25 protein-coding genes are annotated in these 26,033 nt (G+C 64.0%); 7 read left to right on the plus strand and 18 right to left on the minus strand.

The window, feature by feature from the left end; genetic code table 11:
• Positions 1-63 precede the first annotated feature (63 nt).
• The 4 genes from D5400_RS18720 to D5400_RS18735 are packed head-to-tail and all read right to left on the minus strand — an operon-like array spanning position 64 to position 4,009.
• Positions 64-975 carry a metal ABC transporter permease gene (locus D5400_RS18720; protein WP_126011617.1) on the minus strand — a complete coding sequence of 304 codons (912 nt, stop codon included), beginning with the start codon at positions 973-975 and terminating at the stop codon, positions 64-66.
• Positions 975-2,204, minus strand: a complete 1,230-nt coding sequence (locus D5400_RS18725; protein WP_126011619.1) for a metal ABC transporter permease — start codon at positions 2,202-2,204, stop codon at positions 975-977. The genes D5400_RS18720 and D5400_RS18725 overlap by 1 nt, the downstream gene beginning before the upstream one ends.
• Before the next feature lie 5 nt (positions 2,205-2,209).
• Entirely contained in the window at positions 2,210-2,989 is a 780-nt protein-coding gene (locus D5400_RS18730) for a metal ABC transporter ATP-binding protein (protein WP_126011621.1), read from the minus strand.
• A gap of 21 nt (positions 2,990-3,010) precedes the next feature.
• Positions 3,011-4,009, minus strand: coding sequence for a metal ABC transporter solute-binding protein, Zn/Mn family (locus D5400_RS18735; RefSeq protein ID WP_126011623.1), 999 nt, complete (start codon positions 4,007-4,009; stop codon positions 3,011-3,013).
• A 150-nt stretch (positions 4,010-4,159) separates the two neighbouring features.
• Here D5400_RS18735 and mutL point away from each other — a divergent pair, with 150 nt between their 5' ends.
• Positions 4,160-5,992 carry a DNA mismatch repair endonuclease MutL gene (gene mutL, locus D5400_RS18740; protein WP_126011625.1) on the plus strand — a complete coding sequence of 611 codons (1,833 nt, stop codon included), beginning with the start codon at positions 4,160-4,162 and terminating at the stop codon, positions 5,990-5,992.
• A 195-nt stretch (positions 5,993-6,187) separates the two neighbouring features.
• Positions 6,188-6,409, plus strand: a complete 222-nt coding sequence (locus D5400_RS18745; RefSeq protein WP_126011627.1) for a DUF2093 domain-containing protein — start codon at positions 6,188-6,190, stop codon at positions 6,407-6,409.
• A gap of 16 nt (positions 6,410-6,425) precedes the next feature.
• On the opposite strand, the gene lpxK is transcribed toward D5400_RS18745, so the two are convergent.
• From lpxK to D5400_RS18775, 6 genes are read right to left on the minus strand one after another with little or no spacing between them, the layout of a single operon-like run.
• Positions 6,426-7,463, minus strand: a complete 1,038-nt coding sequence (gene lpxK, locus D5400_RS18750; protein ID WP_126011629.1) for a tetraacyldisaccharide 4'-kinase — start codon at positions 7,461-7,463, stop codon at positions 6,426-6,428.
• Between the two features lie 6 nt (positions 7,464-7,469).
• Positions 7,470-8,795 carry a lipid IV(A) 3-deoxy-D-manno-octulosonic acid transferase gene (gene waaA / locus D5400_RS18755; RefSeq protein WP_126011631.1) on the minus strand — a complete coding sequence of 442 codons (1,326 nt, stop codon included), beginning with the start codon at positions 8,793-8,795 and terminating at the stop codon, positions 7,470-7,472.
• Positions 8,792-9,535 carry a lysophospholipid acyltransferase family protein gene (locus D5400_RS18760; protein WP_245451359.1) on the minus strand — a complete coding sequence of 248 codons (744 nt, stop codon included), beginning with the start codon at positions 9,533-9,535 and terminating at the stop codon, positions 8,792-8,794. The genes waaA and D5400_RS18760 overlap by 4 nt, the downstream gene beginning before the upstream one ends.
• 46 nt (positions 9,536-9,581) lie before the next feature.
• Positions 9,582-9,842, minus strand: a complete 261-nt coding sequence (locus D5400_RS18765; protein WP_126011633.1) for a DUF4170 domain-containing protein — start codon at positions 9,840-9,842, stop codon at positions 9,582-9,584.
• 60 nt (positions 9,843-9,902) lie between these two features.
• Positions 9,903-10,733, minus strand: a complete 831-nt coding sequence (locus D5400_RS18770; protein ID WP_245451360.1) for a 3'(2'),5'-bisphosphate nucleotidase CysQ — start codon at positions 10,731-10,733, stop codon at positions 9,903-9,905.
• Positions 10,720-12,057, minus strand: a complete 1,338-nt coding sequence (locus D5400_RS18775) for a TldD/PmbA family protein (protein WP_126011635.1) — start codon at positions 12,055-12,057, stop codon at positions 10,720-10,722. Before D5400_RS18775 ends, D5400_RS18770 begins: the two co-directional genes overlap by 14 nt.
• A gap of 193 nt (positions 12,058-12,250) precedes the next feature.
• On the opposite strand from D5400_RS18775, the gene D5400_RS18780 reads away from it, so the two are divergent.
• Positions 12,251-12,676 (plus strand): VOC family protein, encoded by a 426-nt coding sequence (locus D5400_RS18780; protein ID WP_126011637.1) that lies wholly within the window; start codon positions 12,251-12,253, stop codon positions 12,674-12,676.
• Positions 12,677-12,696: 20 nt separating this feature from the next.
• On the opposite strand, the gene D5400_RS18785 is transcribed toward D5400_RS18780, so the two are convergent.
• The 3 genes from D5400_RS18785 to D5400_RS18795 are packed head-to-tail and all read right to left on the minus strand — an operon-like array spanning position 12,697 to position 16,005.
• Positions 12,697-13,602, minus strand: coding sequence for a patatin-like phospholipase family protein (locus D5400_RS18785; protein WP_245451361.1), 906 nt, complete (start codon positions 13,600-13,602; stop codon positions 12,697-12,699).
• Positions 13,599-14,171: a 16S rRNA (guanine(966)-N(2))-methyltransferase RsmD gene (gene rsmD, locus D5400_RS18790; protein ID WP_126011639.1), complete on the minus strand. Its 573-nt coding sequence runs from the start codon at positions 14,169-14,171 to the stop codon at positions 13,599-13,601. The genes D5400_RS18785 and rsmD overlap by 4 nt, the downstream gene beginning before the upstream one ends.
• Entirely contained in the window at positions 14,152-16,005 is a 1,854-nt protein-coding gene (locus tag D5400_RS18795) for a pseudouridine synthase (protein ID WP_126011641.1), read from the minus strand. Before D5400_RS18795 ends, rsmD begins: the two co-directional genes overlap by 20 nt.
• A gap of 63 nt (positions 16,006-16,068) precedes the next feature.
• Between D5400_RS18795 and D5400_RS18800 the strand changes: the two genes are divergently transcribed.
• Complete coding sequence (locus D5400_RS18800) at positions 16,069-16,524, plus strand: nucleoside deaminase (protein WP_126011643.1); 456 nt, start codon at positions 16,069-16,071, stop codon at positions 16,522-16,524.
• Positions 16,525-16,540: 16 nt separating this feature from the next.
• Here D5400_RS18800 and D5400_RS18805 read toward each other — a convergent pair whose 3' ends face one another.
• The 4 genes from D5400_RS18805 to D5400_RS18820 all read right to left on the minus strand — a co-directional run bounded on the left by D5400_RS18805 (position 16,541) and on the right by D5400_RS18820 (position 22,493).
• On the minus strand, positions 16,541-17,170 hold the full coding sequence (locus D5400_RS18805; RefSeq protein ID WP_164527958.1) for a hypothetical protein: 630 nt from the start codon (positions 17,168-17,170) through the stop codon (positions 16,541-16,543).
• Between the two features lie 160 nt (positions 17,171-17,330).
• Positions 17,331-20,348, minus strand: coding sequence for an isoleucine--tRNA ligase (gene ileS / locus D5400_RS18810; protein WP_126013585.1), 3,018 nt, complete (start codon positions 20,346-20,348; stop codon positions 17,331-17,333).
• 281 nt (positions 20,349-20,629) lie between these two features.
• Complete coding sequence (locus D5400_RS18815; RefSeq protein ID WP_126011647.1) at positions 20,630-21,634, minus strand: bifunctional riboflavin kinase/FAD synthetase; 1,005 nt, start codon at positions 21,632-21,634, stop codon at positions 20,630-20,632.
• A gap of 10 nt (positions 21,635-21,644) precedes the next feature.
• On the minus strand, positions 21,645-22,493 hold the full coding sequence (locus tag D5400_RS18820; RefSeq protein WP_126011649.1) for a TIGR01459 family HAD-type hydrolase: 849 nt from the start codon (positions 22,491-22,493) through the stop codon (positions 21,645-21,647).
• A 255-nt stretch (positions 22,494-22,748) separates the two neighbouring features.
• On the opposite strand from D5400_RS18820, the gene groES reads away from it, so the two are divergent.
• Positions 22,749-23,045 carry a co-chaperone GroES gene (gene groES, locus D5400_RS18825; protein WP_126011651.1) on the plus strand — a complete coding sequence of 99 codons (297 nt, stop codon included), beginning with the start codon at positions 22,749-22,751 and terminating at the stop codon, positions 23,043-23,045.
• A gap of 61 nt (positions 23,046-23,106) precedes the next feature.
• A complete protein-coding gene (groL, locus tag D5400_RS18830) occupies positions 23,107-24,753 on the plus strand; it encodes a chaperonin GroEL (RefSeq protein WP_126011653.1) in 1,647 nt (548 codons plus the stop codon).
• A gap of 85 nt (positions 24,754-24,838) precedes the next feature.
• Here groL and D5400_RS18835 read toward each other — a convergent pair whose 3' ends face one another.
• A complete protein-coding gene (locus D5400_RS18835) occupies positions 24,839-25,264 on the minus strand; it encodes a winged helix-turn-helix transcriptional regulator (RefSeq protein ID WP_126011655.1) in 426 nt (141 codons plus the stop codon).
• A gap of 86 nt (positions 25,265-25,350) precedes the next feature.
• Here D5400_RS18835 and D5400_RS18840 point away from each other — a divergent pair, with 86 nt between their 5' ends.
• Positions 25,351-25,941, plus strand: a complete 591-nt coding sequence (locus D5400_RS18840; protein ID WP_126011657.1) for an NADPH-dependent FMN reductase — start codon at positions 25,351-25,353, stop codon at positions 25,939-25,941.
• Positions 25,942-26,033: the final 92 nt, after the last annotated feature.

Below are 26,033 nucleotides of genomic sequence, written 5' to 3' on the forward strand. Positions count from 1 at the left end.
GTTGGATGCGGACCCTAAAGGCTCAGATGCGGCATTGGAAGCACCTGGCTTCCCTCAAGTTGTTCAGGCGCGTGCGCCGAGCCGCCGTGGCCCGAACAGCGCCGCGAGGGCGAGGATCAGGCCGGACACCGTCGCGATCATGCCGGCAGCAGAGACCGCGATACCGGAGACAAAGAGCGCCACGCCGGCACCGGCGGCGAGATATCCGAAGATTGCGGCGATCGCCGCGAAGACGACGCTCAACAGCAGTTGCCGCACCAGATCGTCGGTCATCAGCCGCGCGGCGGCTGGTGGGCAGATCAGCATCGCGATGGTGATGATCGCCCCCACTGCTTCGAAGGCGGTGACGGCAACGATGGCGACGAGCGCAATGAGGGCGCCATCCACCAGGCGCACCGGCACGCCGCTTGCCGCAGCAAAAACCGGATCGAAGGTCGCGATCACGAGCGGACGCCACGCGATGCACAGAAAAGCGATGACGACCACCAGCGCGGCGGTAACGCGCGGCAGTTGCGGCGGCAATTCGGCCAAAGCCGCGGGATCGGTGAGCGCACTCCATTCGAGGCCAGCGAGCCAGACGAGGCTTTCCAGATTGCCGTAGAGCGCATGCTCCACGTCAAAGTGGATCGCACCGGTGTCGGTCTGCTCCAGAAGCACGATGCCGAACGCGAAGAGTGCCGTGAACACCACCCCCATCGCAGCGCCCGGTTCGACTTTGCCGAGCACGCGGATGATCTCGATCAGCACCGCGGCGACAAGCGCGGAGATCGCAGCACCGATCAGCATCGGACCGGCATCCATCGAGCCGGTCGTGACGAAGGCGACGACGATGCCAGGAAGCACCACATGGCTGACGGCATCGCCCATCAGGCTCTGGCGCTTGAGCACGAGGAAGTTGCCAAGCAAGGCTGCCGCTACCGCTGCCAGCAGTCCGATCAGAATGGGAACAATCGTCAGGCCGAGATAGACCGCCATCAAGCCATCGCCTCCACCATCTGCCTGGTCGCCGCGTAATGCCTCAACCGCAGGGCGTTGATCTCGCCTGCACCGAGCCGTTCCTCGATCGGATCGAGCAGCATGCCATGGGCGCGGTGCAGCGAATCCGGATTTTCGCGCAGATAGAGCGACCAGAGCGCCTCTTCTTCCGCTGCCAGTTTCGCAGCGACGACACCCGGTGGGGTGATCGAGCCGTCGCGTCGCATGAAGCCTTCGGCAAGCAGCACGAAGATGGTCTTCCTATCATAGATCGCTTCGCCGCGATTGAGCGCGAGCAGGCCCTGACGGCGATGCACCTTCCAGGAGAAGGCGCGGGCGCGGTAGAGCCCGGAGAAAACGCCGCGAACGGGTGCAAAAAGCAGCGACACTGCAAACAGTCCGGTCGCGACGAGGACGATGATCGGTCCCGTCGGCAGATCGTCGATCGAAGCGGAAAGCGCAGTCCCGAGATACCCGGAAACCGCCCCGATTCCTGCCGAGATCAAGAGCATGTGGTCGACACGCTCCGTCCAGAACCGAGCGGCGACAGGCGGGATGATGACGAGCGCGATGATCAGCACCAGCCCGACGATCCGAAGACCCGTGACCGTAACGGCCAGCACCAGCAGCATCAGGAGGAGATCGCTGCGGCGAATGGAGATGCCGCGGGCGCGCGCAAAGGTTTCGTCGAAGGCGACGAGCGTCAGCGTCCGGCGCAGGAAGAAGACGGCCAGCGCCGTGCCGCCGGCGAGAATGGCAAGCGTGATCGCTTCCGAGCGCAGCATGCCGGAGGTGGAACCGAGCAGGAAGCTGCCGATCCCGGCCTGCTGGCCGATCTGGACGGACTGGATGACCGTCAGAAGCACGATGCCGAAGCCGAAGAAAACCGAAAGCACCGCGCCGATCGCGGCATCGGCCTGGAGCCGCGTGCGTCGCGTGATCCATTCGACGGTCGCCAATCCAGCAAGCGCGCTCAAGGCAGCGCCTAGAAGAAGGCCCGGAAGAAAGCGCCCCGTGCCGCCGAGCGACGCCATGACGAGAAATGCGATGCCGACGCCCGGCAAAGTCGCGTGGCTGAGGGCATCGGAGACGAGCGAGCGGCGGCGCAAGAGCAGGAACGTGCCGACCATGCCGCCTGCCCATCCGAGAAGGATCGCGCCGATCGTGACGATCGTGGTGTTGTAGCCGGCCTGGAACGTCAACGCGGAAAGAAATGCCTCGACGTCCATCGGTCTTACGCCTCGACCTTGGCGCCAGGTACCGGAGCCGGCAGGCCAGCTCCGACGAGGCGCCCGCCATAGGCATCGGCGAGCTTTTGCTCGGTGAAGGTGTCCACCACCGTGCCGTTTGCAACGGTTCGGACATCCATGATCAGGACATCGTCGTAATAATCGCGCACCGTCGAAAGATCGTGGTGAACCGTGATGATTGCCGAGCCTTCGCCGGCCAGCTTCTTCAGAAGCGTCACGATGGTGCGCTCCGTCGCGGCATCGACGCCTGCCAGCGGCTCGTCGAGGATCAGGAGATCGGCCTTCTGGGCGAGCGCACGGGCGATGAACACGCGTTGCTGCTGGCCGCCCGAGAGCTGTCCGATCTGGCGATCGGCCAAGGGCTCCAGATCAACCTCGCGCAGACAATCGCGCGCCTGGTCCCTGTGCTTTTTCGCGGCGAAGCGGAATGGGCCGAGTTCGCCGTAAAGACCCATCATCACCACATCGATGACCGAGGCCGGAAAATCCCAATCGACACTCGCCCGTTGGGGCACATAAGCGACGCGATTGCGGGCAGCCGCCAGCGGCAGGCCGAAAAACTCCACCTTTCCGGTGATCAGGGGCACCATACCCATGGCGGCCTTCAAAAGCGTGGACTTGCCGGCACCGTTCGGGCCGATCACCGCACTCATCCGGCCCTGGTGGAACACGGCATCGACGGCGGAAAGAGCCGGCTTGTCGCCATAGGCGACCGAAAGACCGGAGATCGACAAAGCCGGCGGTTGATCGACGCGGTTCAGCATGGCGTTCGGTCCGGCCTCTTCTCAGCTTTCGCCCAGCTGGCCGGCCATTCCGCCAGCGGGAGCGTTGCCGCCCAGGCTGCGCGTAATGGTGGTCACATTGGCGTCGATCATTCCGATATAGGTGCCGGCATAGGTTCCGGCAGGACCCATGGCATCGGAATAGAGCCGACCTCCGATGGTGACTTCCTGGCCGCGGGCAGCCGCACCCTCTATCAGCGCGCGCACGTTGCGTTCCGACACGGATGTTTCGACGAAGATCGCGTTGATATCGTGCTCGACGATGAGGAAGACCAATTGATCGACCTGCCGCAGGCCCGCCTCGCTCTCGGTCGACAAACCCTGGATGCCCAGCACTTCGAAGCCATACGCGCGACCGAAATAGCTGAAGGCGTCATGCGCGGTGATCAGCATGCGCTTGTCTTCGGGCACGGTGGCAAGGCTGGCTTGGGCGTAAGCCTCCAGTTCGGCCAGATCGGCGAGGCTTTGCTCGGCATTGGCCTGGTAGATCTCCGCACCTTCGGGGTCGAGTTCAATGAGCGCATCACGGGCACCTTCGACCACATAGCGCCAGAGCGAAGGATCCATCCAGATATGGGGATCATAGCGGTCGGCGTAATCGGCGTTGGCGATGCGCTTTTCGACAGGCACGTTTTCGCCGAGCGCGAAGACCGGTCGATGCCGGGACAGTTGCTCAAGAAATTCCTCAAGCTGTGCTTCGAGATAGAGCCCGTTCCAGAAGACGGCGTCTGCGCGGGCCATGGCGGCCACGTCCGCCTGGGTCTGGCGGTAGAGATGGGGATCGACCCCCTCACCCATCAGCGTCTGGACATCGGCGCGATCCCCGGCGACGGAACGAACGGCATCTCCGATCATCGACACCGTGGCGACGACCTGGAGCTTCTCGCGATCAGCGCCCTGGGCACTGGCGCCTACAGACAGCGCGAGGATCGCAACAGCGACCATCGCGCAAAGTTGGAGCAGCCCTCTGGATACAAGTGTCACGCGGGAAGCACCCGACATGTCGCCACCTTCAATTGCAACTCATTCTCATTTTAAGGTAGGAGCTCAACCCGTCGCTGTCAATTGCGAATGATTTGCAATAGCGATGATCGGGCGGGATAGCTGCCTGTCTGATCTTCCGCCACGCAGGCGAATCCGCGAGAGTGGGACATGGCCATCCACCAACTATCCGAAACGCTGATCAACCAGATCGCCGCCGGCGAAGTCGTCGAGCGTCCCGCCAGCGTGGTGAAGGAGCTGGTCGAGAATGCGGTCGATGCTGGCGCGACCCGCATCGAGATCGCCACGTCAGGCGGCGGTAAGACGCTGATCCGCGTGACCGACAATGGCTCCGGCATGGCGCCGGATGATCTGGCGCTGGCCGTGCGCCGGCATTGCACCTCGAAAATCACGGACGACCTCCTGGACATTCGCACGCTTGGTTTTCGTGGCGAGGCCCTACCGTCCATCGGCTCGGTCGCGAGGCTGAAGATCACGAGCCGGACGGCCGACGCCGACATGGGTCACGAGATCGTCGTCGAGGGCGGGCGCCACTGCGAAGCTCGGCCCGCCGCCGCAAACCGCGGGACCATCGTGGAAATGCGCGACCTCTTTTTCGCGACACCGGCGCGGCTGAAGTTCATGAAGTCCGAGCGCGCCGAAGCGAGCGCGATCACCGAAATCGTTCGCCGCATGGCGCTCGCCTTCCCGCATGTGCGCTTTCTCTTGAGCGGCACCGACCGGACGACGCTCGATTTTCCGGCGACCGGCGAAGACCGGCTGGCGCGCATCGCGCAAATCCTCGGCAAGGATTTCACCGAAAACGCTATTGCGCTCGACGCCTGGCGCGAAGGCGTGGAACTGACTGGCCATGCGGGCGTGCCGACCTTCAATCGCGGCAACGCGCTGCACCAATATGCCTTCGTGAACGGACGCCCCGTGCAGGACCGGCTGCTCGCATCGGCCCTGCGCGGCGCCTATGCCGAAACCGTCCCGCGAGGCCGCCATCCGGTTGCGGTGCTGTCGATCGCGCTCGATCCGGCGCTCGTCGACGTTAATGTTCACCCGGCGAAATCTGATGTGCGCTTCCGCGATCCGGGCCTCGTGCGCGGACTGATCGTCGGCGCGATCCGCGAAGCGCTTGCCATGGAAGGCGACCGCGCCTCCACCGTCGCGGCACGTTCGATGGCAGCCTCTTTCTCCATGGGTGCGCGTTCGACAAACGGGCATTCCGGTGCCTATGGCTATCGGCCCACTACCGCCGCCGCCAGCTATGATGTCGCCCACTCGCCCTACCGGCCGCTTGCGAGCGCGCCGCCCCAGGGTTTCTCCGCGGGCGAGCAAGCGCCGTTCGACGCTTTTTCCATGCCCTCCGCTCGGCCATCCGCACCCGTAACCGCTTCACCGAACGCGGCGGACCATCGGCTCGGCGCGGCGCGGGCGCAGGTGCATGCCAACTACATCGTATCCCAGACCGCCGATGGTCTCGTCATCGTCGACCAGCATGCCGCGCATGAACGGCTGGTCTTCGAGGCCTTCCGCAAGACGCTGCTTGCCGGCGACCAACCACTGGCTTCCCAGGGCCTGCTCATTCCCGAGATCGTCGACCTTCCCGAAGAGGATTGCGACCGGCTGATCCAGCATGCCGACGAACTGGCGAAGCTCGGCCTCGGCATCGAGCGCTTCGGACCCGGGGCGATCGCCATTCGCGAAACGCCGGCAATGCTTGGCGAGATCGATGCCGTGGCGCTGGTCCGCGACCTTGCGGACGAGATGGCGGAGTGGGACGATGCCAGCGGACTTGCCGCACGTCTCGATCATGTGGCGGCAACAATGGCCTGCTATGGCTCGGTCAGATCCGGCCGCGTCCTGCGGCCCGAGGAGATGAACGCGTTGCTCCGGCAGATGGAGGCGACGCCAGGCTCGGGCCAGTGCAACCACGGCCGGCCGACCTATATCGAACTGAAGCTTGCCGACATCGAGCGGCTGTTCGGGCGAAGCTGAAGCGTTTCCGGTTGAAGTGGATACCGGTTCATCGTTTGGAAGCGCGAAGCCGATCGAAAATGGACTGTCCGGAGCGAGGAGCCAGCCATCGCGAGGCGTGGAAGACCGGGACGCGGGCAAAGGACGGTTGTGCGCCGCTCCTCGGGCTTGCTATATCCCGTCATCGACAGGTCGAAAGCAGGAAGCCAGAACGTGATGAACCGCTTCGAGGGAGCGGGCGCCAGGCCCGCAAAGCTGCGCTATCTCGATGGCGACTTTCAGGTCGTCGTGCCCGGCACCTATGTGCTGTGTGCCATCACGGGCCAGCAAATTCCGATCGACGAGCTGAAATACTGGAGCGTCGCGCGCCAGGAAGCCTATGTGGACGTCATCGCGTCCGTCGAAGCCGAAAAGCGGGCCGGCACGCTGCCCGCCTGATCCGGCCATTGGCTTTTCAGCCGAACGGCGCCGACAGCCGCTTGTCCTTGAAGGTCGCGATTGCCTTTTCCACGATCGATGTCGGGATGCTCGGCTGGTCGAACACCATGTCGATCAGGAGCGCGTCGGTCTTGGCAAGAAGCTCTTCAGCGAGACCATGGTGGCCCTTGAGCCGCGTCACGTCCTTTTCCGTCGCCACCAGTTGCAGATCGTCCTTGGCGGCATCGGCGATCAGGTCGCGCATCTCTTCATCGGTGAAGGGATGGTGGTCGCCGAAGGAGCGCTTGCGCACGATCTCGGCCCCAGCCTCTTCCAGAGAGCGGAAAAAGCGATGCGGATCGCCGATGCCGGCATAGGCAAAAACGCGCTGGCTGCTGAACCGGCCCGGATCGCGCGGAACGATGCGCGCCTGATGGATTGGCTTGCCCGCGCGTGATGCACGCCGCACCATGTCGGAGGCGGCAGCACCGGAGCCGACCGTCAGGAGCGCGGTGGCATGGCGCAGCTGATCGATCACGGGCGCGCGCACGGGGCCGGCCGGGATGACATGGCCGTTGCCGAGGCCGCGGCCGGCATCGATCACCAGCAGCGCATAGTCGTTTTCGATCTGCGCACTTTGAAAGCCGTCATCCATGATGATCATGTCGACACCGCTTGCGATCAGCATCTCGGCGCCGCGGCGGCGGTCTCGCGAAATTACGGTCGGCGCGTGCGTCGCGAGAAGCATCGGCTCGTCACCGACATCCTTGGCGCGGTGGTGATGCGGGTCGACGAGAACCGGGCCGTCCATCGAGCCGCCATAGCCGCGCGACAGGATGCCGGGCTTTCGACCCTTGGCGACGGCCGCCTTCGCCAGCGCCATGGCCGTCGGCGTCTTGCCCGCACCGCCCACGGTGAAATTGCCGACGCAGATGACGGGGACGGGCAGCCGCAGACGCTGGCGGCGGTCCATGATGCGCCGCGCGATCGAGCCATAGGCCCAGGCGACCGGAGCGAGGCCCTTGGCGCGCCAATCCGCGTCATTCCACCAGAAGGGAGGTGCCTCGCTGACCATGGTCCGTCACTCCTCTTGTCGTTCCATCTCGTAGGTCTGCAGCCGCGCCTTGACCGCAAGCGGGCTGATATAGGGTTCCAGCGCCCGGATCGTGAGGGCGAGCGCTCCACGCATGTCATGGACCGTCCGCTGGCCGGCCTTGATCATGTCCTGGCGGACCTTGTCGTTGGTCAGAAGATAATGCACGGCCTTGGACAGCATGTCGCCGTCGCGAACGATGCGGCCGCCGCCATTCTTCAAAAGCTTCTGATAGGTTTCGCGGAAATTCTGCACGTTGCGACCGGACAGAACCGCCGCGCCCAGCATGGCCGGCTCGAGCGGGTTCTGCCCACCTTCGCCGGTCAAAGAACGTCCGACGAAGACGACTTCCGTCAGGCGGAGATAAAGCCCCATCTCGCCGATCGTGTCGCCGAGGAACACGTCCGTCGTCGCGTCGATGACGTCGCCGCGCGACCGACGCGCGACCTTGAGCCCCCGCTGAACCAGCATCGCCTCCACCGCGTCGCCGCGTTCAGGGTGCCGCGGCACGATGATCGTCAATGCATTGACGTGAGGACGCACAAACTCATGGGCATCGGCGGCGAGCGCCTCCTCGCCGTCAAATGTCGAGATCGCCGCCCACGTCGCCCGATCGCCGACCTGCGCCTGAACCTCGGCCAGTTCATTCGGATCATAGGGCGGGGCGTTCGTATCGACCTTCAGATTGCCCGAGATGGTAACAGGCCTGGCGCCGAGCTGGCGAAACCGTTCCGCATCGATGTCGGTGCGCGCGATCACGTGAGAGAAGTGCTCGAACAGCGCTTCGGCAAGCGAACTGCGGCGCTTCCAGCGCTCGAAGGATTTGTCGGACAACCGACCATTGACGAGGATCTGCGGGATCCGGCGCGCGCCAAGCTCCAGGATCGTCATGGGCCAGATCTCGGACTCGGCGAAGATCGCCACGTCCGGTCGCCAGTGATCGAGGAACCGGCGGATGGCCGGGCGCAGGTCGAGCGGCACATATTGGTGATGGATCGCCGGATCGAGCCGGTCGCGCGCGATGGTCGCCGACGTGACCGTGCCTGTCGTCAGGACGATGGAGATGCCGCGTTCGGCGACCGCTTCGATGAGCGGAATGACCGCCATGGTTTCGCCGACGCTCGCCGCATGGAACCAGACAAGTGGGCCTTCCGGACGGGGCGCACTGGCGTAGCCATAGCGTTCCCGGCGGCGCGAACGCTCTTCCTTGCCGCGCGCGGCGCGCATGGAGATATAGCCGCCGATGAAGGGATAAACGGCTGCACCGGCAAGGCGATAGCCGGTCAGCACGACACGTGCCCAGCCTCCGCTCATCTGCCTGCCTCCGCCGCTTCGTACGCCGCCGCCGTCACCCGGTTCAATTCGGCCGTCACTTTCTGGCGCGCGGCCTCCAACTCGTCCGGACCTGCATCCGGCCCCACATGGATGGGCGCGCCGATTCGCAGACAACGCCGTCCGAACGGCAGATTTATGGTCATCTTGTCCCAGGCCTTCTCGACCACATGATAGCGGCTCGTTGCCAGCGCCAGCGGAACAATCGGCCGACCGCTGACCTTGGCGAGCCGCACAACGCCCTCGCCCGCCTGGCGCGGGGCACCTTTCGAGATATCGGCGATCATCACCACGTGCCGCCCGCGCCGCAGCGCGTTGCGCAGCGCGATCAACGCCTGCGCTCCGCCCTTGCGGCTTGCTGCTTCGCGCTCGCGTCCGCCTGAACCGCGCACCACTTCGTTGCCGGCAAGCAGGATCACCCGCGCGTTGATTTCCGCATCGACGCTACGGGAGACGAGGCTCGCAACTTTCTCGTTTTCGGGACGCGTGAACTGCACGAGCGATTGCTGTCCGTGCCAAAGTGCGATGATCAGCGGACCGTCGCTTTTTGCGATCATCGCGAGATCTTCGGACGACGCCACGGGACGGTTGGTCTTGTAGATGAACCACAAGATGCCGTGCAGAACGCGCGCGGCGACCGCCTGGAAAACCGGCGAGGACAGGATCCGGCGACCGAGCCTTCGTTCAGGCGGCGTTACCCGCCTGCCGTTCCCAGAGGACACGGCAGGGTCCACGCGCTGATTGTCGGGAACCGGCAAGGTAACGGCTTCAGATCGTCGATTTGACTGCGGTGACGATATCGGTCTCCGGATCGAGCAGCCTGTGCATGTGCACGATGAAATAGCGCATGTGCGCGTTGTCGACCGTCAGCTGTGCCTTCGACTTCCAGGCAGCCAACGCCGACTGGTAGTCGGGGAAGATGCCGACGATGTCGAGCTTGTCGAGATCGCGGAACTTCACTTCCTTCAACGTGGCGAGTTCGCCGCCGAAAACCAGGTGGAGAAGCTGTTTCTGTCCTGCTTCAGACATTGGGCGGTTCCTTCGATAGATCGGAAATCCAAAGCGGTTTCGAACAATTCGCCGTAAAGGTCAATGCTCGGCGGCCGGCGCGTGGAGTGCAGCCACAGCATGCGCAAGGCCCGGCATCAGCGCTGCCTGACCTGCGACGAGGATGCCATGGTCGGTCTCGGCGCGATTATAGGCGATCGTTTCGGCCGAAAGCGTCATCACCTGACCGCCGACACGCGACAGAATGAGATCGGCCGCAGCGATATCCCAATCACGCGCCTTGGCGCTGACGAGCGTCGCATCCAGCCGGCCATCTGCCACCATGGCCAGACGATAAGCGAGCGAGGGGATGTGCGGCATGCGCGAAACGTTGCGCCCGAGGCGCTCTGACAGGCCCTCGACCAGCGGCTTGGGCGCAGCGAACCGCAAGGGTTGGCCTGCATCCACTGCAGTGCCGACCATCACCTGACCGTTCTTGCGCGCCTGGCCCGCCTGCGATGCGGAGTAGGTCTCCGCCAGCGCCGGTGCGACCAGAACGCCGGCCACCGGAGTGCCGTCGGACACGATCGCTATGGAGACGCACCAGGTATCCATGCCTTCGATGAAAGCGCGCGTGCCGTCGATCGGATCGACGACGAAGACGTTGCGATGCGTCAGTCGATCGGCGGCATCCACCGTTTCTTCCGACAGCCAGCCGTAATCGGGTCGTGCTCCAAGCAGTGCGTCCTTCAGAAAGCTGTCCACCGCCATGTCTGCGGCCGAAACCGGCGAGGTTCCGCCGTTCTTGTACCAGACATCCGGCGCATTGCGGAAATGGCGCATGGCGATGCGCCCCGCCTCCTCGGCCGCACCAAAGATCAGGTCGAGATCGGCCGTCCAGGTGGCGGCATCGCGGGCATCATCGGCCGGCAAGCGTCATTCCTTCGATTGCGATCGTGGGAGCGGCGGTCCCGAACTTGCGGTCGATGTCATTGGCGGGCGTCAGCCGCATGAACATGTCCTTCAGGTTCGAGGCGATGGTGACTTCCGCGACCGGATAAGCGATCTCGCCATTCTCGATCCAGAAGCCGCTGGCCCCGCGGCTATATTCGCCGGTCAGCATGTCGACGCCGTGGCCGATGAGTTCGGTGACGTAGAAGCCGGTGCCGATCTGGCGGATCATGTCTTCCGGCGACATGCCTCCTGGCTCCAGCGCAAGGTTTGTGGAGCCAGGGTTGACGATGCTGCCGCTGCGCACGCCGCGCCCGTTGGTCTTGAGGCCGAGTTCGCGTGCCGTCGAGCTGGAGAGAAACCAGTTTGCCAGCACGCCATCGTCGATCATCGTCATCCGTTGACCACGCACGCCCTCGCCGTCGAATGGCTGCGACGCAGGACCACGATGGATTAGTGGATCGTCCGTGATCACGGTACCGGCCTTCATGACCTGCTGGCCCATCTTGTCGCGCAGGAAGCTCGTCTTGCGCGCGACGGATGCGCCATTGATGGCGCTCGCCACATGACCAACGAAGCCTCGTGCCACACGCGGATCGAAGACGACGGTTATGTTGCGACCGGTCTCGGCCTGGCGCGGTCCCACTCGGCGAACAGTCCGCTCGCCGGCCCGCTTCCCGATGGTCTCGGGGCTATCAAGTTCGGCGGCGAAGAGCCGGCTGTCGAAATCGTAATCGCGCTCCATCTTGGTGCCTTCGCCGGCGATGACGCTGACGGAGCGGCCGAAGCGCGTGGCCATGAAGGAACCCGAGAACCCGTGCGAGGTGACGAGCACCATGCCGCCCATGCCGGCCGATGCACCGGCGCCGGACGAGTTGCTGACACCGTCAACGGCGAGTGCTGCCGCCTCCGCGGCCAGCGCCGCTTCGGTCAGTTCGCTCGCAGAGATTTCCGTCGGATCGAAGCGATCGAGATCAAGGATCTCATGGGCGAGGCTTTCAGGATCGGCGAGGCCCGCATAGGCATCTTCCGGCGACACGCGGGCCATGGCAACCGCGCGCTCGGCAAGTTCCGCCAGATCCGCACCAGGGCCTGCTGAGACGCTCGCGACCTTCTTGCCGACGAAGACCCGGAGCGAGAAATCGTCGCTTTCGGCAGCGTTCGTGCCCTCGACCTTGCCGAGCCTTACCGACACCGATTTTGAGCGTCCGCGCGCCACGACCGCGTCTGCCGCATCCGCACCGGCGCTCTTGGCCAGTTCGACCAGCCTTGCGGCTTCTCTTTCCAGCGCGCTGGTATCGATCATCGGAACTCCTGAAGCGTTGTGCGATCCCGGCAGCTTGTGTGCGGCAGGACTTGGCGGGCGGAAATGGCGGTACGGCGAACCGCCTCTCTCATGTATTGCGCCTGCTGCAACGCATCAAGGCGCCAGCTCCCTGTTCAACGCGCCACGAACCGCATAGACAGGCCGTCGGTTTTTCATCTCGAGGAGAGCATTCATGGCCGGGCCCTTTCATCTCGCCTTTCCGATCCGCGATATCGAGGAGACGCGCAGTTTCTATCGCGACGTGCTCGGCTGCGCGATCGGCCGCGAATCGGAGACCTGGATCGATTTCGATCTCTTCGGCCATCAGATGTCGGGCCATGTGCGTCCGTCGGCGCGCGACACCGGTGCCGAAGGCAGTGGCACGGTCGACGGCAAGGCTGTGCCCATCCCGCATTTCGGCGCCGTGCTGACGATGGACGAATGGCGGGCGCTCGCCGAGAGGCTGAAGGGCGCGGACGGCATCGACTGGCTCCTGGAGCCGCAGATCCGTTTCGAGGGCCAGCCGGGAGAACAGGCGACGCTTTTCATTCGTGACCCGTCGGGCAACGCGCTCGAATTCAAGGGCTTTGCCGACATGGACGCCGTGTTCGCCGCCTGAGGCGATCAGGCCTGCCGCGATCAATGGCCGCGGCGGGCCTTCGCATGGCTCTCGAAAGCCTCGTCGAGAGCAAATTTCAGCTGATCGCGCACCGGCGCCGAAGCGGCCAGTATCTCCGCGACCCGGGGGAAATCGAGCACACGGAACCGGCTGACATCAGGCCGCAGGAAGATATCCGGCGGGCAAGCCTTCAGTTTCATCGAGATGATCGACTGCATCATCAGCTGGTTTGCACCGAAAATCGCGTCGACACGCGACGGGATACGGGTTTCGTTGCCGCAAGGGCCACCCGTGACATCGATGGCAATGACGATGTCGGCAAGACCCAGCAGATGATCGTAGGGCACAGGATTGTAGATGCCGCCATCGATCAGCACGCGTCCGCCGCGTACGACCGGGCGAAAGACGGCGGGAATGGCAGCTGAGGCACCGATGGCATTGTAGAGATCACCGGTGTCGCAGATCCGCTCGCACTGGGCATAGTAGTCGGTAACAACGATCTTGGTCGGTATCTGCAGGTCGGCGAAATCCTGCGGGATCGCCTGCGGCAGGAAGCCATGGAGAATGCGCTCGATGTCGAACTGGCCGAACTGGCCACGCTTGCGGCGAAACATTTCGGCGATCGTCTGCGGGCGCATCTTCCACAGGCGGCTTGCCACTTCCGACCAGTTACCGACGGTGGCGAGCGCAAATTCGCTGATTTCGCGGCCACGCATACCGGCTGCCATGGCCGAACCAATGATCGCGCCGATCGATGCTCCGGAAATTGCGACCGGCTGAATGTCCAGGTCGTTCAGGGCCTGCACGACATGGATGTGCGCAATCCCACGCGCGCCACCACCGCCAAACGCGACGGCAACCGTCGGCTCGGAGGTCCGACGCCGCATGTCAAGCGTCATCGCTGATGGCTCGTTGACGATGCTCATGATCCGTTTCGTCCCGGCTCGTAACGATAGAAATGGATGCTCGTTTCTCCGAATACACGGGATTCAAGAGGAAAAAATGAACGAGCCAATTCGGGGCTCTGATCGGACCGTTCCTCGAGCAGCACGAGCGCACCGTCGGCGATCCATCCGTCCGCCGCCGCGCCGTTCAACGCGGCCTCCCCGAGCCCCTTGCCGTAGGGCGGATCGGCGAAGATGAAGCTGTAAGGCTCGAGGTTCCGGCAGGCGCCGAGCGCCGTGGCGTTGCGCCTGAAAATCTTGGTGCGGCCCATCAGGCCGAAGGCCTCGATGTTGGCCTGGATCAGGGCGCGGCCCTCGACCGATTGCTCCACGAAGATTGCTGATGACGCCCCGCGCGATAGGGCTTCGAGCCCGACGGCGCCGGTGCCTGCGAAGAGTTCCAGCACGCGCGCGCCTTCGACCGCGCCCGGATAGGCGTGGGCGAGAATGTTGAACAGGCTTTCACGGGTCCGGTCGCTGGTCGGGCGAATGGCGTCGGTACGGGGCGCCTTCAGTGCCCGGCCGCCGAATTCACCGCCGACGATCCGCATTGCCAGGTCCTTTCGATCCGCCCGCACCGCGTGGGCCACCACCCGGCTTGCCATCTCTCGGCTTGCCGCCCGGTCTCGTACCGCCCGGCTTGCCGTCTCTGGGCTTGCCATCTCGTGCTTTGTTGGCACCTGCAGGCCTGCCACCCGAAGGACGGCCACCAGCACCCGGCTTCTCCCCGAAGCTGCGACCAGCCCCTGCCGGCTTGCCTGGACCACCTGCAGGACGCGGACCACGCCCGGCTGGTTTTTCCGATGCACTGCTCGGTGCGCTGCGCCCCTGACTTCTCGGCCGGCCTTCGCCGGTCGATGGCGATCGGCTGCCTTCCGTACGGGCGCCTGCGCCTCTCGCGCCAGGGCCTCTGGCAGCGACCGATCCTTCCGGACGATCGGCACGGCGCGGGCGTTCGTCCCTGCGCGGACGTTCGCCATCGCGCGGCGCATCGCTTCGTGCGCGATCGGATCCGGCGAATGCGGGCTTCGCGCCTCGCGTGGGACGCGCACTCGCATCGCCGCTTTCGCGACGGGGGCGAGCGCCTGCCCGATCTCCACGCGACTCCCGCTTGGCGTCGCGCTCGGCCTGGCGGCGATCGGCATCTTCCTTCTCTGCGGCGCGCTTCGGGCCCATCGGCCGCGCGCCGGCCGCGATCCAGACATTGCTCGATCGACGCACCTGCGGCGTCACCGGCTTGCGCGGCCCATCCCTGCCGCCAGCGTCCTTGCCACGGGGACCATCCTTGCTGCGGGGCCCGTCTTTCCCACGGGGCCCATCTTTACTGCGGGAAGCGTCCCTGCTCCGCGATTCGTCCTTGCTCCAGGCGGGCGCCTCGCGCTTGGTGTCGAGACGGCCGCGCAGCCGCTCGTTCCGTTCCGCCGGCTTTTCGCCGAAGGGCTTCGGCTTCGCGCCTGCTTTCTGCCTGCTGTCGTCGGCTTCATCGGCACCATCGGTCTGGTGCACAATGGGTGCATCAAAATCCGCACCGGCTTCTTCGATGAGGCGCGGTCCAAGCTGATCGCGCAGCATGCGGCCGCGCACTTCCACGACCTGGCCTTCCGGCAGATCCTGCAACTGGAACGGGCCATAGGAGATGCGGATCAGGCGGTTGACATCGAGGCCGAGCGCGCCGAGCACGTTCTTGATCTCGCGATTTTTGCCCTCGCGCAGCCCCATCGTGATCCAGACATTGGCCCCCTGCTGGCGGTCGAGCGTCGCCTCGATCCCGCCGTAGAGCACGCCTTCCACGGCGATCCCGTCTTTCAGCGTGTCGAGCTTTTCCTGACTGATGTCGCCATGGGCGCGCACGCGGTAGCGGCGCAGCCAGCCGGTCGTCGGCAACTCCAGAACGCGGGCAAGACCGCCGTCATTGGTGAGCAGCAGCAGGCCTTCGGTGTTGATGTCGAGACGCCCGATGGACATGACCCGCGGCAGCGCCTTCGGGAGCCGTTCGAAAACGGTCGGACGGCCTTCCGGATCGCGATTGGTCGTCACGAGGCCGGCCGGCTTGTGGTAGAGCCAAAGCCGCGTGCGCTCGATGCCGTTGACGGCTTCGCCATCGACTTCGATCGCATCGGCGAAGGTGGCGTTGATCGCCGGCGTGTCGAGGACCTTGCCGTTCAGCCGAACGCGCCCCTCGGCAATCATGCGCTCCACATCACGCCGCGAGGCGATGCCGGCGCGGGCGAGAAGCTTGGAGATGCGCTCGGGTTCGGCAGGCGCAGTCGCTGCGCCCGTTTCGGCCACGCTTGCCGCTGCGGGCTTGGCTTTCCTGTCGCGAACCGGCGGCTTTGAACGGGGGGCCGCGCCGCCCTTGCCCTTGGGTTTGTCTTTGAAGCTCATTGTGAGATTTGCCTTTTGTCGGGCGCTTTCCTATCAGGTTGCCCGATCTGGATTAAGAGAAAAATGGCTGGACAAGAGCGCCCGACATTCATGGACCACGCGCTGGCTGCTGCGGAAGCGGCCGGTCAGCGCGGCGAAGTGCCGGTCGGCGCCGTTATCGTGCATGAAGGCACCATCGTCGCTCAGGAGGGCAATCGCACGCGCGAGTTGCGCGACGTGACGGCCCATGCCGAGATTGCCGCCATTCGCGCCGCTGCCCGTGTCCTCGACAGCGAACGGCTTTCAGACTGCGATCTCTACGTGACGCTCGAGCCTTGCGCCATGTGCGCAGCGGCGATTTCCTTCGCGCGCATCAGACGGCTCTATTTCGGCGCTTCAGATCCGAAAGGGGGCGCCGTGATCAGTGGCGGCCGCTTCTTCGACCAGCCGACCTGCCACCACGCTCCCGACGTTTATGCCGGGATCGGCGAAGCCAGCGCCGCACGCATCCTCAAGGAGTTCTTCGCGCTCAAGCGATAGCCTTACGGCGCTCCGATTAGAACGGCAGCCACCGCTGCCGCAGGGACTGCCCGCGCTGCGCTTCCTGCAGACGCCGGCGCTCCTTCGTCCGCTCCGATTCGCCCATATCGCCCACGGGGGCGGTCGCGATCGGCTGGCGATATTCGAGCGGCGGCTCAGACAGGAAGTTGCGCGTTGTGGGATCGGCAGAGCGCGCGATCTCCTGGCGGGCGCGGTAATCGGCCTGTGCTTCCGCACCCGAAAGCCCGCTCGGAAGTCCGACAGGGCCACCAACGGGGCCACGGCGAGGATTGGGCGCCTCACGCCCACGACCGCCGCCGACTTCGCGCTGGGCGAGTGGAGAACTGAAGCTGCCGGTACCGCCCGAGAGATCGGCTTCGGCCCGCAGGCGCGCGCGGGTTTCCTCGGGCGATTCCGGCCAGGCCTGGGTCCGCGACAGGGCAGTCTGCGGCGCCGGCAGCGCCGACGTGTCGGTCGGCTGCACCAGATCGGGCCTTGGCTGATAGGCGATATCGCCGCCCTGCTGGGGACGAATGGACGCAACGTCGCCGATATCGTTGAGAAACTGCGTGGTCGCATCCGTGCCGGTGCCGTAGGTCGGGCTGCCGAGACAGCCCGAAAGCGCCATGGCCACACCGCCCAGCATCGCGGCCCTCATGGCCAATCGCACATGCATTCCCATTGTCATCAGGATCTTTCCCCGCCTTATCGGCCGTGAAACTCAAAGCTCGCCCATGCGTCAAGAATCCGACCATTTCCGGGCACGGTCATAGCGAATAGTTAATGCTTGAGCAATCCGGCCGCCCCTAGAGGCGGCCGAGTTGCGCCAGTTCCTTCAGCGCCGCCGCATCGCGCGCCGACACATCCGGATAGGCAGGATCGGAACCGACATCGTCGGTGATGCGCCAGGAGCGCGCGCATTTGCGCCCGCTCGCCTCGCGCGGCACGACCGCAACGCTCGCCACATCATCCAGGCGGAACGCGTCGTCCGGTCCCTCACCTGCAACGAGCTCGATGCCCGACGTGATGCAGATCTCGGAGAAATCGAGGCCGTCGAGCGCGTTCAAAAGCGCGGGCTCGTCGACATAGACGACAGGTGCGGCTTCGAGCGACGAGCCGATGCGCTTCTCGCGGCGCTCCACTTCCAGTGCGCCGGTGACGACGCGGCGGACGGTGCGGATCTTCTTCCACTTGGCGGCAAGCACCTCGTTTTCCCAGTCGACGGCAAGCCGCGGGAACTGCTCCAGATGCACCGATGTCTTGGACGGATCGCGCGACAGCCACGCCTCTTCCATCGTGAAGGGCAGCATCGGCGCCATCCAGGTCACCAGGCAGTCGAAGATCTGGCGGATGACGTGCAGCGATGCCTTGCGGCGCAGGCTCGACGGCGCGTCGCAATAGAGCGCGTCCTTGCGGATGTCGAAATAGAAAGCCGACAGTTCCACATTGGCGAAATCGATCAGCGCGCGCGAGATGCGCTTGAAATCGAAATCGTCGTAGCCCTTGCGCACCACGCGATCGAGTTCCGTCAGCCGGTGCAACATCAACCGCTCCAGTTCCGGCATGTCGTGCAGCGCGACATCCTCGCTCTCGTCATGGGCGAGCGTGCCGAGCATCCAGCGGATGGAGTTGCGCAGCTTGCGGTAGGCATCGATGTTGGTCTGAATGATCGCCTTGCCGAGACGCTGGTCCTCGCCGTAATCCGTGGTCATCACCCAAAGCCGGAGAATATCGGCGCCCGACTGGCTCATCACCTCCTGCGGGGTGACGGTGTTGCCCTTCGACTTCGACATCTTCTCGCCCTTCTCGTCCATGGTAAAACCATGGGTGACGACGGTGTCGTAGGGGGCGCGACCACGCGTGGCGCAGCTTTCGAGCAGCGAGGAATGGAACCAGCCCCGGTGCTGGTCGGAACCTTCGAGATAGACATCGGCTGGCCACTTCAGATCCGGGCGATCCTCGAGCGTGAAGCTGTGGGTCGATCCGGAATCGAACCACACGTCGAGAATATCTTTCACGAGGTGCCAGCGGTCATGATCGTGATCGTTGCCGAGGAAGCGTTCCTTGGCGCCTTCGGCGAACCAGGCGTCGGCACCTTCCGCCTCGAAGGCTTCGAGGATGCGGGCGTTGACCTCATCGTCGACGAGGATTTCGCCCTGGTCGTCGGCGAAGATCGCGATCGGTACGCCCCAGGCGCGCTGACGGGATAGCACCCAGTCCGGACGATCCTCGATCATGGCGCGCAGGCGGTTCTGGCCGGCGCCCGGCACGAAACGGGTCTGGTCGATGGCGGAGACGGCACGGGTGCGCAGCGTCGAGCCATCCTCGTACGCTTTGTCCATGTGGACGAACCATTGCGGCGTGTTGCGGAAGATCACCGGCTTCTTGGAGCGCCAGGAATGCGGATAGGTGTGCTTCAGCCGGCCGCGCGCAAAAAGGTTGTTCGCGGCGATCAGCGCCTCGATCACGCGCTTGTTGGCATCGCCCTTCTTGCCCTTGTCGTCGATGACGCGGGCCGCGCCGCCTTCCGCTTCAGGCCCGAAGCCCGGTGCGTCAACCGTGTAGAAGCCGCCATCGTCGACGGTAAACGGGATCTTTGAGGAGATGCCGCGCGCTTCGAGTGCACGGGCGTGGTCCATCCACACGTCAAAGTCTTCGCGGCCATGGCCGGGGGCGGTGTGAACGAAGCCCGTACCCGCATCATCGGTGACGTGATCGCCGGCCAGAAGCGGCACGGCGAATTCATAACCACCGCCGAAGCCCTTCAGAGGATGTGCGCAGACCGTGCCTTCAAGCTCGGCGGCGGAGACCGGGCGCAGCTTCGTCAGGGTGATCTTTGCCTTGGCGGCGCAATCCTCGGCCAGCGTTTCGGCGAACACCACCTTGTCGCCCGGCTGCGGCCCGAAATCGTTCTCGGCTGCCGCCACTTCGTAAAGCGCATAGGCGACGCGCGACGAATAGGAGATTGCCCGGTTGCCGGGCATGGTCCAGGGCGTGGTGGTCCAGATGACGATTGCAGCGTCCAAGAGATCGGACGAGTCCGACGCGCGGTCGGCGATCTCGGCCTCGGACGGACCCTTCAGATGACCATCGGCGCCGACATCGACCGCCGTGCGGGCCGGTGCCGCTGCCTGCATGATCGGGAACTTCACCCAGACCGTGTCGCTCTCGTAGTCCTGGTATTCGACTTCCGCTTCTGCCAGCGCGGTGCGCTCGACGACCGACCACATGATCGGCTTGGAGCCCCGGTAAAGCTGGCCCGACTTCGCGATCTTCATCAGCTCGCCGGCGATGCGCGCTTCGGCGTGGAAGTTCATCGTCGTATAGGGCTGATCGAAATCGCCCTCGATGCCGAGGCGCTTGAACTCTTCCGTCTGAACCGCGATCCAGTGCGCAGCGAAATCACGGCATTCCTGGCGGAACTCGTTGACCGGCACCTTGTCCTTGTCGAGGCCCTTGGCGCGATATTGCTCCTCGATCTTCCACTCGATCGGCAGGCCATGGCAGTCCCAGCCGGGCACGTAGTTGGCATCGCGCCCGCGCATCTGAAACGAACGCGTGATCACGTCCTTCAGGATCTTGTTCAGCGCATGGCCGATATGGATGTTGCCGTTGGCATAGGGTGGGCCGTCATGCAGCACGAATTTGTCGCGCCCTGCGCCCGCTTCGCGAAGCTTGCGGTAAAGCTGCATCTCCTGCCAGCGCTTAACAAGTTCAGGCTCTTTCTGGGGAAGGCCCGCGCGCATGGGAAATTCGGTCTGCGGCAGATAGAGCGTCGTGGAATAGTCCATCGCTTCTGCGCTAGTCGTCGCCTGGTCGTTCATGATGTCCGCTTTTCGTGCGTTGCCGGTCGCCTGGATCCGGCTGTCCGTCTTTCGATCGAGACTGGGAAGATCGACGCCTGCCGCCATGGTGAAGGTGCTTCCCTTCAGGCAGAGACGCATGCCGCGCTACCCGGCCCTTCGGCGCTTCGCTTTTCAAGCGTGCGCGCGAAAAGCCGGGCCCGTAATTCGCAGCAATCTGTGCGCATTATCGCTCGACATGGCGCCGCTTCTATCAAGCGAAGCCCAGCGAATAAAGCGCTTTCTGAAAGAGGGTTACCGGCTCAAAAATTCAGAGCTTCGTCGATGATCCCGAGCGGTTGCACCGATGAAAGAAGCGCCCGCGCCTCTTCCTCGTCGCGGCGCATCTGCACCACCAGTTCGTCGAGCCCGTCGAATTTCAATTCCGGACGGAGATAGCCGAACAGCGTTACTGAGCAGGTCTCTCCATAGAGATCGCCTGAGAAATCGAAAACGTAGGTTTCCAGCAGCGGCTCGCCCGTCGACGTGACCGTTGGCCGGTACCCGTAGCTTGCAACACCATCGTAAAGCGTCCCGTCGGCTCGCCTGAACCGCACAGCATAAATGCCAGGCGCAAGCGTCGCCTCCGGCGGTAAGGCCATGTTGGCGGTCGGATAGCCGAGCGTGCGGCCAAGCTGCTTGCCGCCGATCACCGTTCCCTCCACCTGGAACCGATACCCGAGCAGGCCTGCAGCCAATGTCACGTCGCCTTCGGCCAGTGCCGATCGGATGCGGCTCGATGAAACGATGTCGCCGTTCTCATCCGCGAAGGCCTCGACGAGCGTGACACCGAAGCCAGCCCTGTCGCCGGCGCTTGCGAGAAAGGCCGGTCCACCTTGGCGGCCCTTGCCGAAATGGAAGTCGTGACCGGTGACCACATGGCGGGCGCCGAGTTGATCGACGAGGATTGTCTCGACGAATTCCTGCGCCGTTTGTGCTGCGAAGTCCTTGTCGAATGCGCATTCCACCACGCCGTCGCAGCCGGCGAGTTCCAGCAGCTTGGCGCGCAGCGGCGATGGCGTCAGCCGAAACACCGGCTCTGCCGGCTTGAAGAAACTGCGGGGATGCGGCTCGAAGGTCAGCACGATGGTCGCGCAACCCAGTTCGGCGCCCTTTTCGAGCGCTTCGCACAGCACCGCCTGATGACCCCGATGGACGCCATCGAAATTGCCGATCGCAACCACCGCGCCATGCAGCGCGGAGGCGACGGGCTCGCCCGGCCGCAGCACCGCCGTGACGAAGGCTCGTTCGTGACCGCTCCGGTTCATCCGCCCCACCTCATCCGAGCGCGGGCATCCAGTAGTGCGGTCGTGCGGAATTGTCTTCCAAGAATGAAGCGAGCCGGCCCGCATCGATGCGCCCGGCCTCGGCGTAGTCGCGCGCATGGATGCCGTTGGCGATATAGAGCAGGTCGAGGCCGTAATCCTGGGCGCCCTTCACATCGGTCGGCAGGCCATCGCCGATGGCGATCGCGCGCGGCGCGGCCACATCGGGCTTCAGTTCCGAAACGAATGCCAGCGCGGCATCGTACATGGCGGGATAAGGCTTGCCGGTGATGCGCGTCTCGCCGCCCATCTCGGCGTAGACGGCTGCGAGCGCTCCCGCACAGAGAACAAGCCTGTCGCCGCGTTCCACGATGAGGTCCGGATTGGCGCAGATGAACGGTACACCGCGCTCGATCCAAGGCGCAAACATGTCGCGATAGTCGTCAGGCTTGTCAGTCTCGTCGTCATAGGGGCCGGTGCAGACCACGGCCTGCGCCTCGTCCTTGTCTACGACTTCGACGCCAAGGCCCTCGAGCAGCGTCAGGTCGCGATCGAGACCGAGAAAGAAGACCTTCTTCGGACCGGCTTCGATGAGCTTTCGCGTGACATCGCCCGACGTCACGATGCGATCATAGGCGCCCCGCGGCACGCCGATGCCGTCCAGCTGCAGGATGACTTCCTTGTGCGGGCGCGGCGAGTTGGTGATCAATACGACCGAAAGCCCGTCCGCGCGCGCCCGGCTGAGTGCCTCGCAGGCATCAGGCCATGCCACGACGCCATTGTGCAGCACGCCCCACACATCCGACAAAACCGCATCATAGGCCTGATGCAGGCTCGCGAGATTTTCGATTTGCTGAACCATAGGGGCGATGATGCTCCGCAATGTGAACTCTGAGAAACGATGGGCTCGCGGGTGACATCGCGCAGACTGCACGGGAAAACAAGGGGGATCGGGGACGTGAAGTTCATACGTCGTGCCTCGGCAAATGCCTTGACAGTCCCTCAAGCCACGCCTATCTCCGCCTCCAGTTAGCACTCCCCGAGTGTGAGTGCTAACTCCCCAGCGCGGCCTCGCATGGGCTGCGCAATCTCATGTCATTCGACCGAGGGTAAGACAATGGCAAGCACCAATTTCCGTCCGCTGCACGACCGCGTCGTCGTCAAGCGCGTCGAATCCGAACAGAAGACTGCAGGCGGAATCATCATTCCGGACACCGCCAAGGAAAAGCCGCAGGAAGGCGAAATCGTCGCCGTCGGCTCCGGCGCTCGTGACGAAAGCGGCAAGCTCGTCGAGCTCGACGTCAAGGTTGGCGATCGCGTGCTCTTCGGCAAATGGTCGGGCACGGAAGTCAAGATCGGCGGCGAAGACCTTCTGATCATGAAGGAAGCCGACATTATGGGCATCATCGGCTGAGCCGACGTCCATTCGACCCCATTCAATGCATCCAATCAGGGCATAGCCCGGGAGTTCTACAATGGCTGCTAAGGAAGTAAAATTTGGCCGCAGCGCGCGTGAGCGCATGCTGCGCGGCGTCGACATCCTCGCTGATGCCGTCAAGGTCACGCTGGGTCCCAAGGGCCGCAACGTCGTCATCGAAAAGTCCTTCGGCGCACCGCGCATCACGAAGGACGGCGTGTCGGTCGCCAAGGAAATCGAACTTGAAGACAAGTTCGAGAACATGGGCGCCCAGATGGTCCGCGAAGTTGCTTCGAAGACCAACGACGTCGCCGGCGACGGCACCACGACTGCAACCGTTCTCGCTGCCGCCATCGTCAAGGAAGGCAACAAGGCCGTTGCCGCCGGCATGAACCCGATGGACCTGAAGCGCGGCATCGATCTCGCTGTCAAGGAAGTCGTCGAGAAGCTGGCAGCTGCTGCCAAGCCGATCAACACTTCGGCTGAAGTCGCACAGGTCGGCACCATCTCCGCCAATGGCGACAAGCAGGTCGGCGAAGACATCGCTGAAGCCATGCAGCGCGTCGGCAACGAAGGCGTCATCACCGTCGAAGAAGCCAAGACCGCCGAAACCGAACTCGAAGTCGTCGAAGGCATGCAGTTCGACCGCGGCTACCTGTCGCCTTACTTCGTGACCAACCCGGAAAAGATGGTCGCCGAACTCGACGACGCCTACATCCTTCTCCACGAAAAGAAGCTGTCCAACCTGCAGGCGATGCTTCCGGTTCTCGAAGCCGTCGTCCAGTCGGGCAAGCCGCTCGTCATCATCGCTGAAGACGTCGAAGGCGAAGCTCTTGCAACGCTCGTCGTCAACAAGCTGCGTGGCGGCCTCAAGATCGCTGCCGTCAAGGCGCCTGGCTTCGGCGACCGCCGCAAGGCCATGCTCGAAGACATCGCGATCCTGACCGGTGGCCAGGTGATCTCCGAAGACATCGGCATCAAGCTCGAGAATGTTACCCTCGACATGCTCGGCCGTGCCAAGAAGGTCTCGATCACCAAGGAAAACACGACGATCGTCGACGGTGCCGGCCAGAAGGCTGAAATCGAAGGCCGTGTTGCCCAGATCAAGCAGCAGATCGAAGAAACCTCTTCGGACTACGACCGCGAAAAGCTCCAGGAGCGCCTGGCCAAGCTCGCCGGTGGTGTTGCTGTCATCCGCGTCGGCGGCTCGACGGAAGTCGAAGTCAAGGAGCGCAAGGACCGCATCGACGACGCGCTGAACGCAACGCGTGCAGCTGTCCAGGAAGGCATCGTGCCTGGCGGTGGCGTCGCTCTCCTGCGCGCTTCGTCCACGCTCACGGTCAAGGGTCAGAACTCTGACCAGGACGCTGGCGTCAACATCGTTCGTCGCGCTCTGCAGGCTCCGGCCCGCCAGATCGTCGAGAACGCTGGTGAAGAAGCTTCCATCGTCGTCGGCAAGATCCTCGACAAGAACGACGACAACTATGGCTACAACGCCCAGACCGGCGAATATGGCGACATGATCGCCATGGGTATCGTCGACCCGGTCAAGGTCGTTCGCACCGCACTTCAGGACGCAGCCTCGGTTGCCGGCCTGCTCGTCACGACAGAAGCCATGATCGCCGAAGCTCCGAAGAAGGACTCCCACGGCGGTGGCGGCGGCATGCCGGACATGGGCGGAATGGGCGGCATGGGCATGATGTAAGACACGCTTTAAAGCGTGTCGGCATCACCTGCCGATCAATGGACAAGGGCGGCCTTCGGGTCGCCCTTTTTCGTTTGGCCCCGTGTCAGCCGAAACGGATCCTGGAGGCTTCGACATTCTCGGCATCGAAGCGCGCTTGCGCCGCCTCGACGCGCTCCCGGTTCGCAACCGCCCATTCGCCGAGCGCACGCAGCGGCACGAGCAGTTCGCGGCCGAGATCGGTGAGTGCGTAATCCACGCGCGGAGGGATCGTCGGCGTGACTGCTCGGGTCACGTAGCCATCGCGTTCGAGGCCACGAAGCGTCGTCGTCAGCATCTTCTGCGAGATCCCGTCGATTGCGCGCCTCAGTTCGGAAAACCGCATCGTCCCATTGCCGAGATAACTGACCACGAGCACGGACCACTTGTCGCCGATGCGGGAGAGGATCGCGTTCACCGGCCGGCAGGCATCCGATACTTCGAAAGGCGCCACGGCTTGCCCGCAGGTTACGTCCGGGTGAGCAGGTTTCATCAAAGTGCCTCCTTGAAGAATGGACCTCAGGTGACAGATATAGAGCTAGTCACCATTGGTTACCAGCGCACTTAAGGATACTGGAAATGAGCAAGCTCAAACTCGCCGTCGTCATCGGCAGCACACGCGAAGGCCGCTTCGCTGAAAAGCCGGCACACTGGATCGCGGACCTGGCGAAATCGGACGGCGCTTTCGAGGTGGAAGTGATCGACCTGAAGGATTATCCGATGGCCTTCTACGGCGATCCGGCAGCGACCACGGAACAGAGCGAAACGGCCGCCAGGTTCAAGGCGAAGGTTCAGGAATTCGACGCCTACATCTTCACCGCCGCCGAGTACAACCACGCTCCGACCGCGGTTCTGAAAAACGCGATCGACCACGGCGCGTGGGTCCGCAAGCCCGTCGCATTCGTCGGTTATGGCGGCGTTGGCGGTGCGCGCGCGGTCGAGCAGCTTCGCCAGATCGCCGTCGAGATGGAAATGGCGTCGGTCAAGACTGGCACGCATATTCTCTTCCCGGAATATCTCGCCATCGTCAAAGGCGAGAAGCAGATTTCGGATTTCGCGCACCTCGTCGATGCGGCCAAGACGATGCTCGGTCAACTCGCCTGGTGGGGCAAGGCGCTGAAATCCGCCCGTGACGAAGAGGCGAACGCCTCGCTCGCAAAGGCCTCCTGATCTACCCATAATTTCGTCCATCGCGGCACCGATAACGGTCGCCGCGATGGCCCATATCATGGGCGTGCATGCGCTCCCATTTTGCCGCAGGG

This window comes from Georhizobium profundi (genome assembly GCF_003952725.1).
Lineage (GTDB): Bacteria > Pseudomonadota > Alphaproteobacteria > Rhizobiales > Rhizobiaceae > Georhizobium > Georhizobium profundi.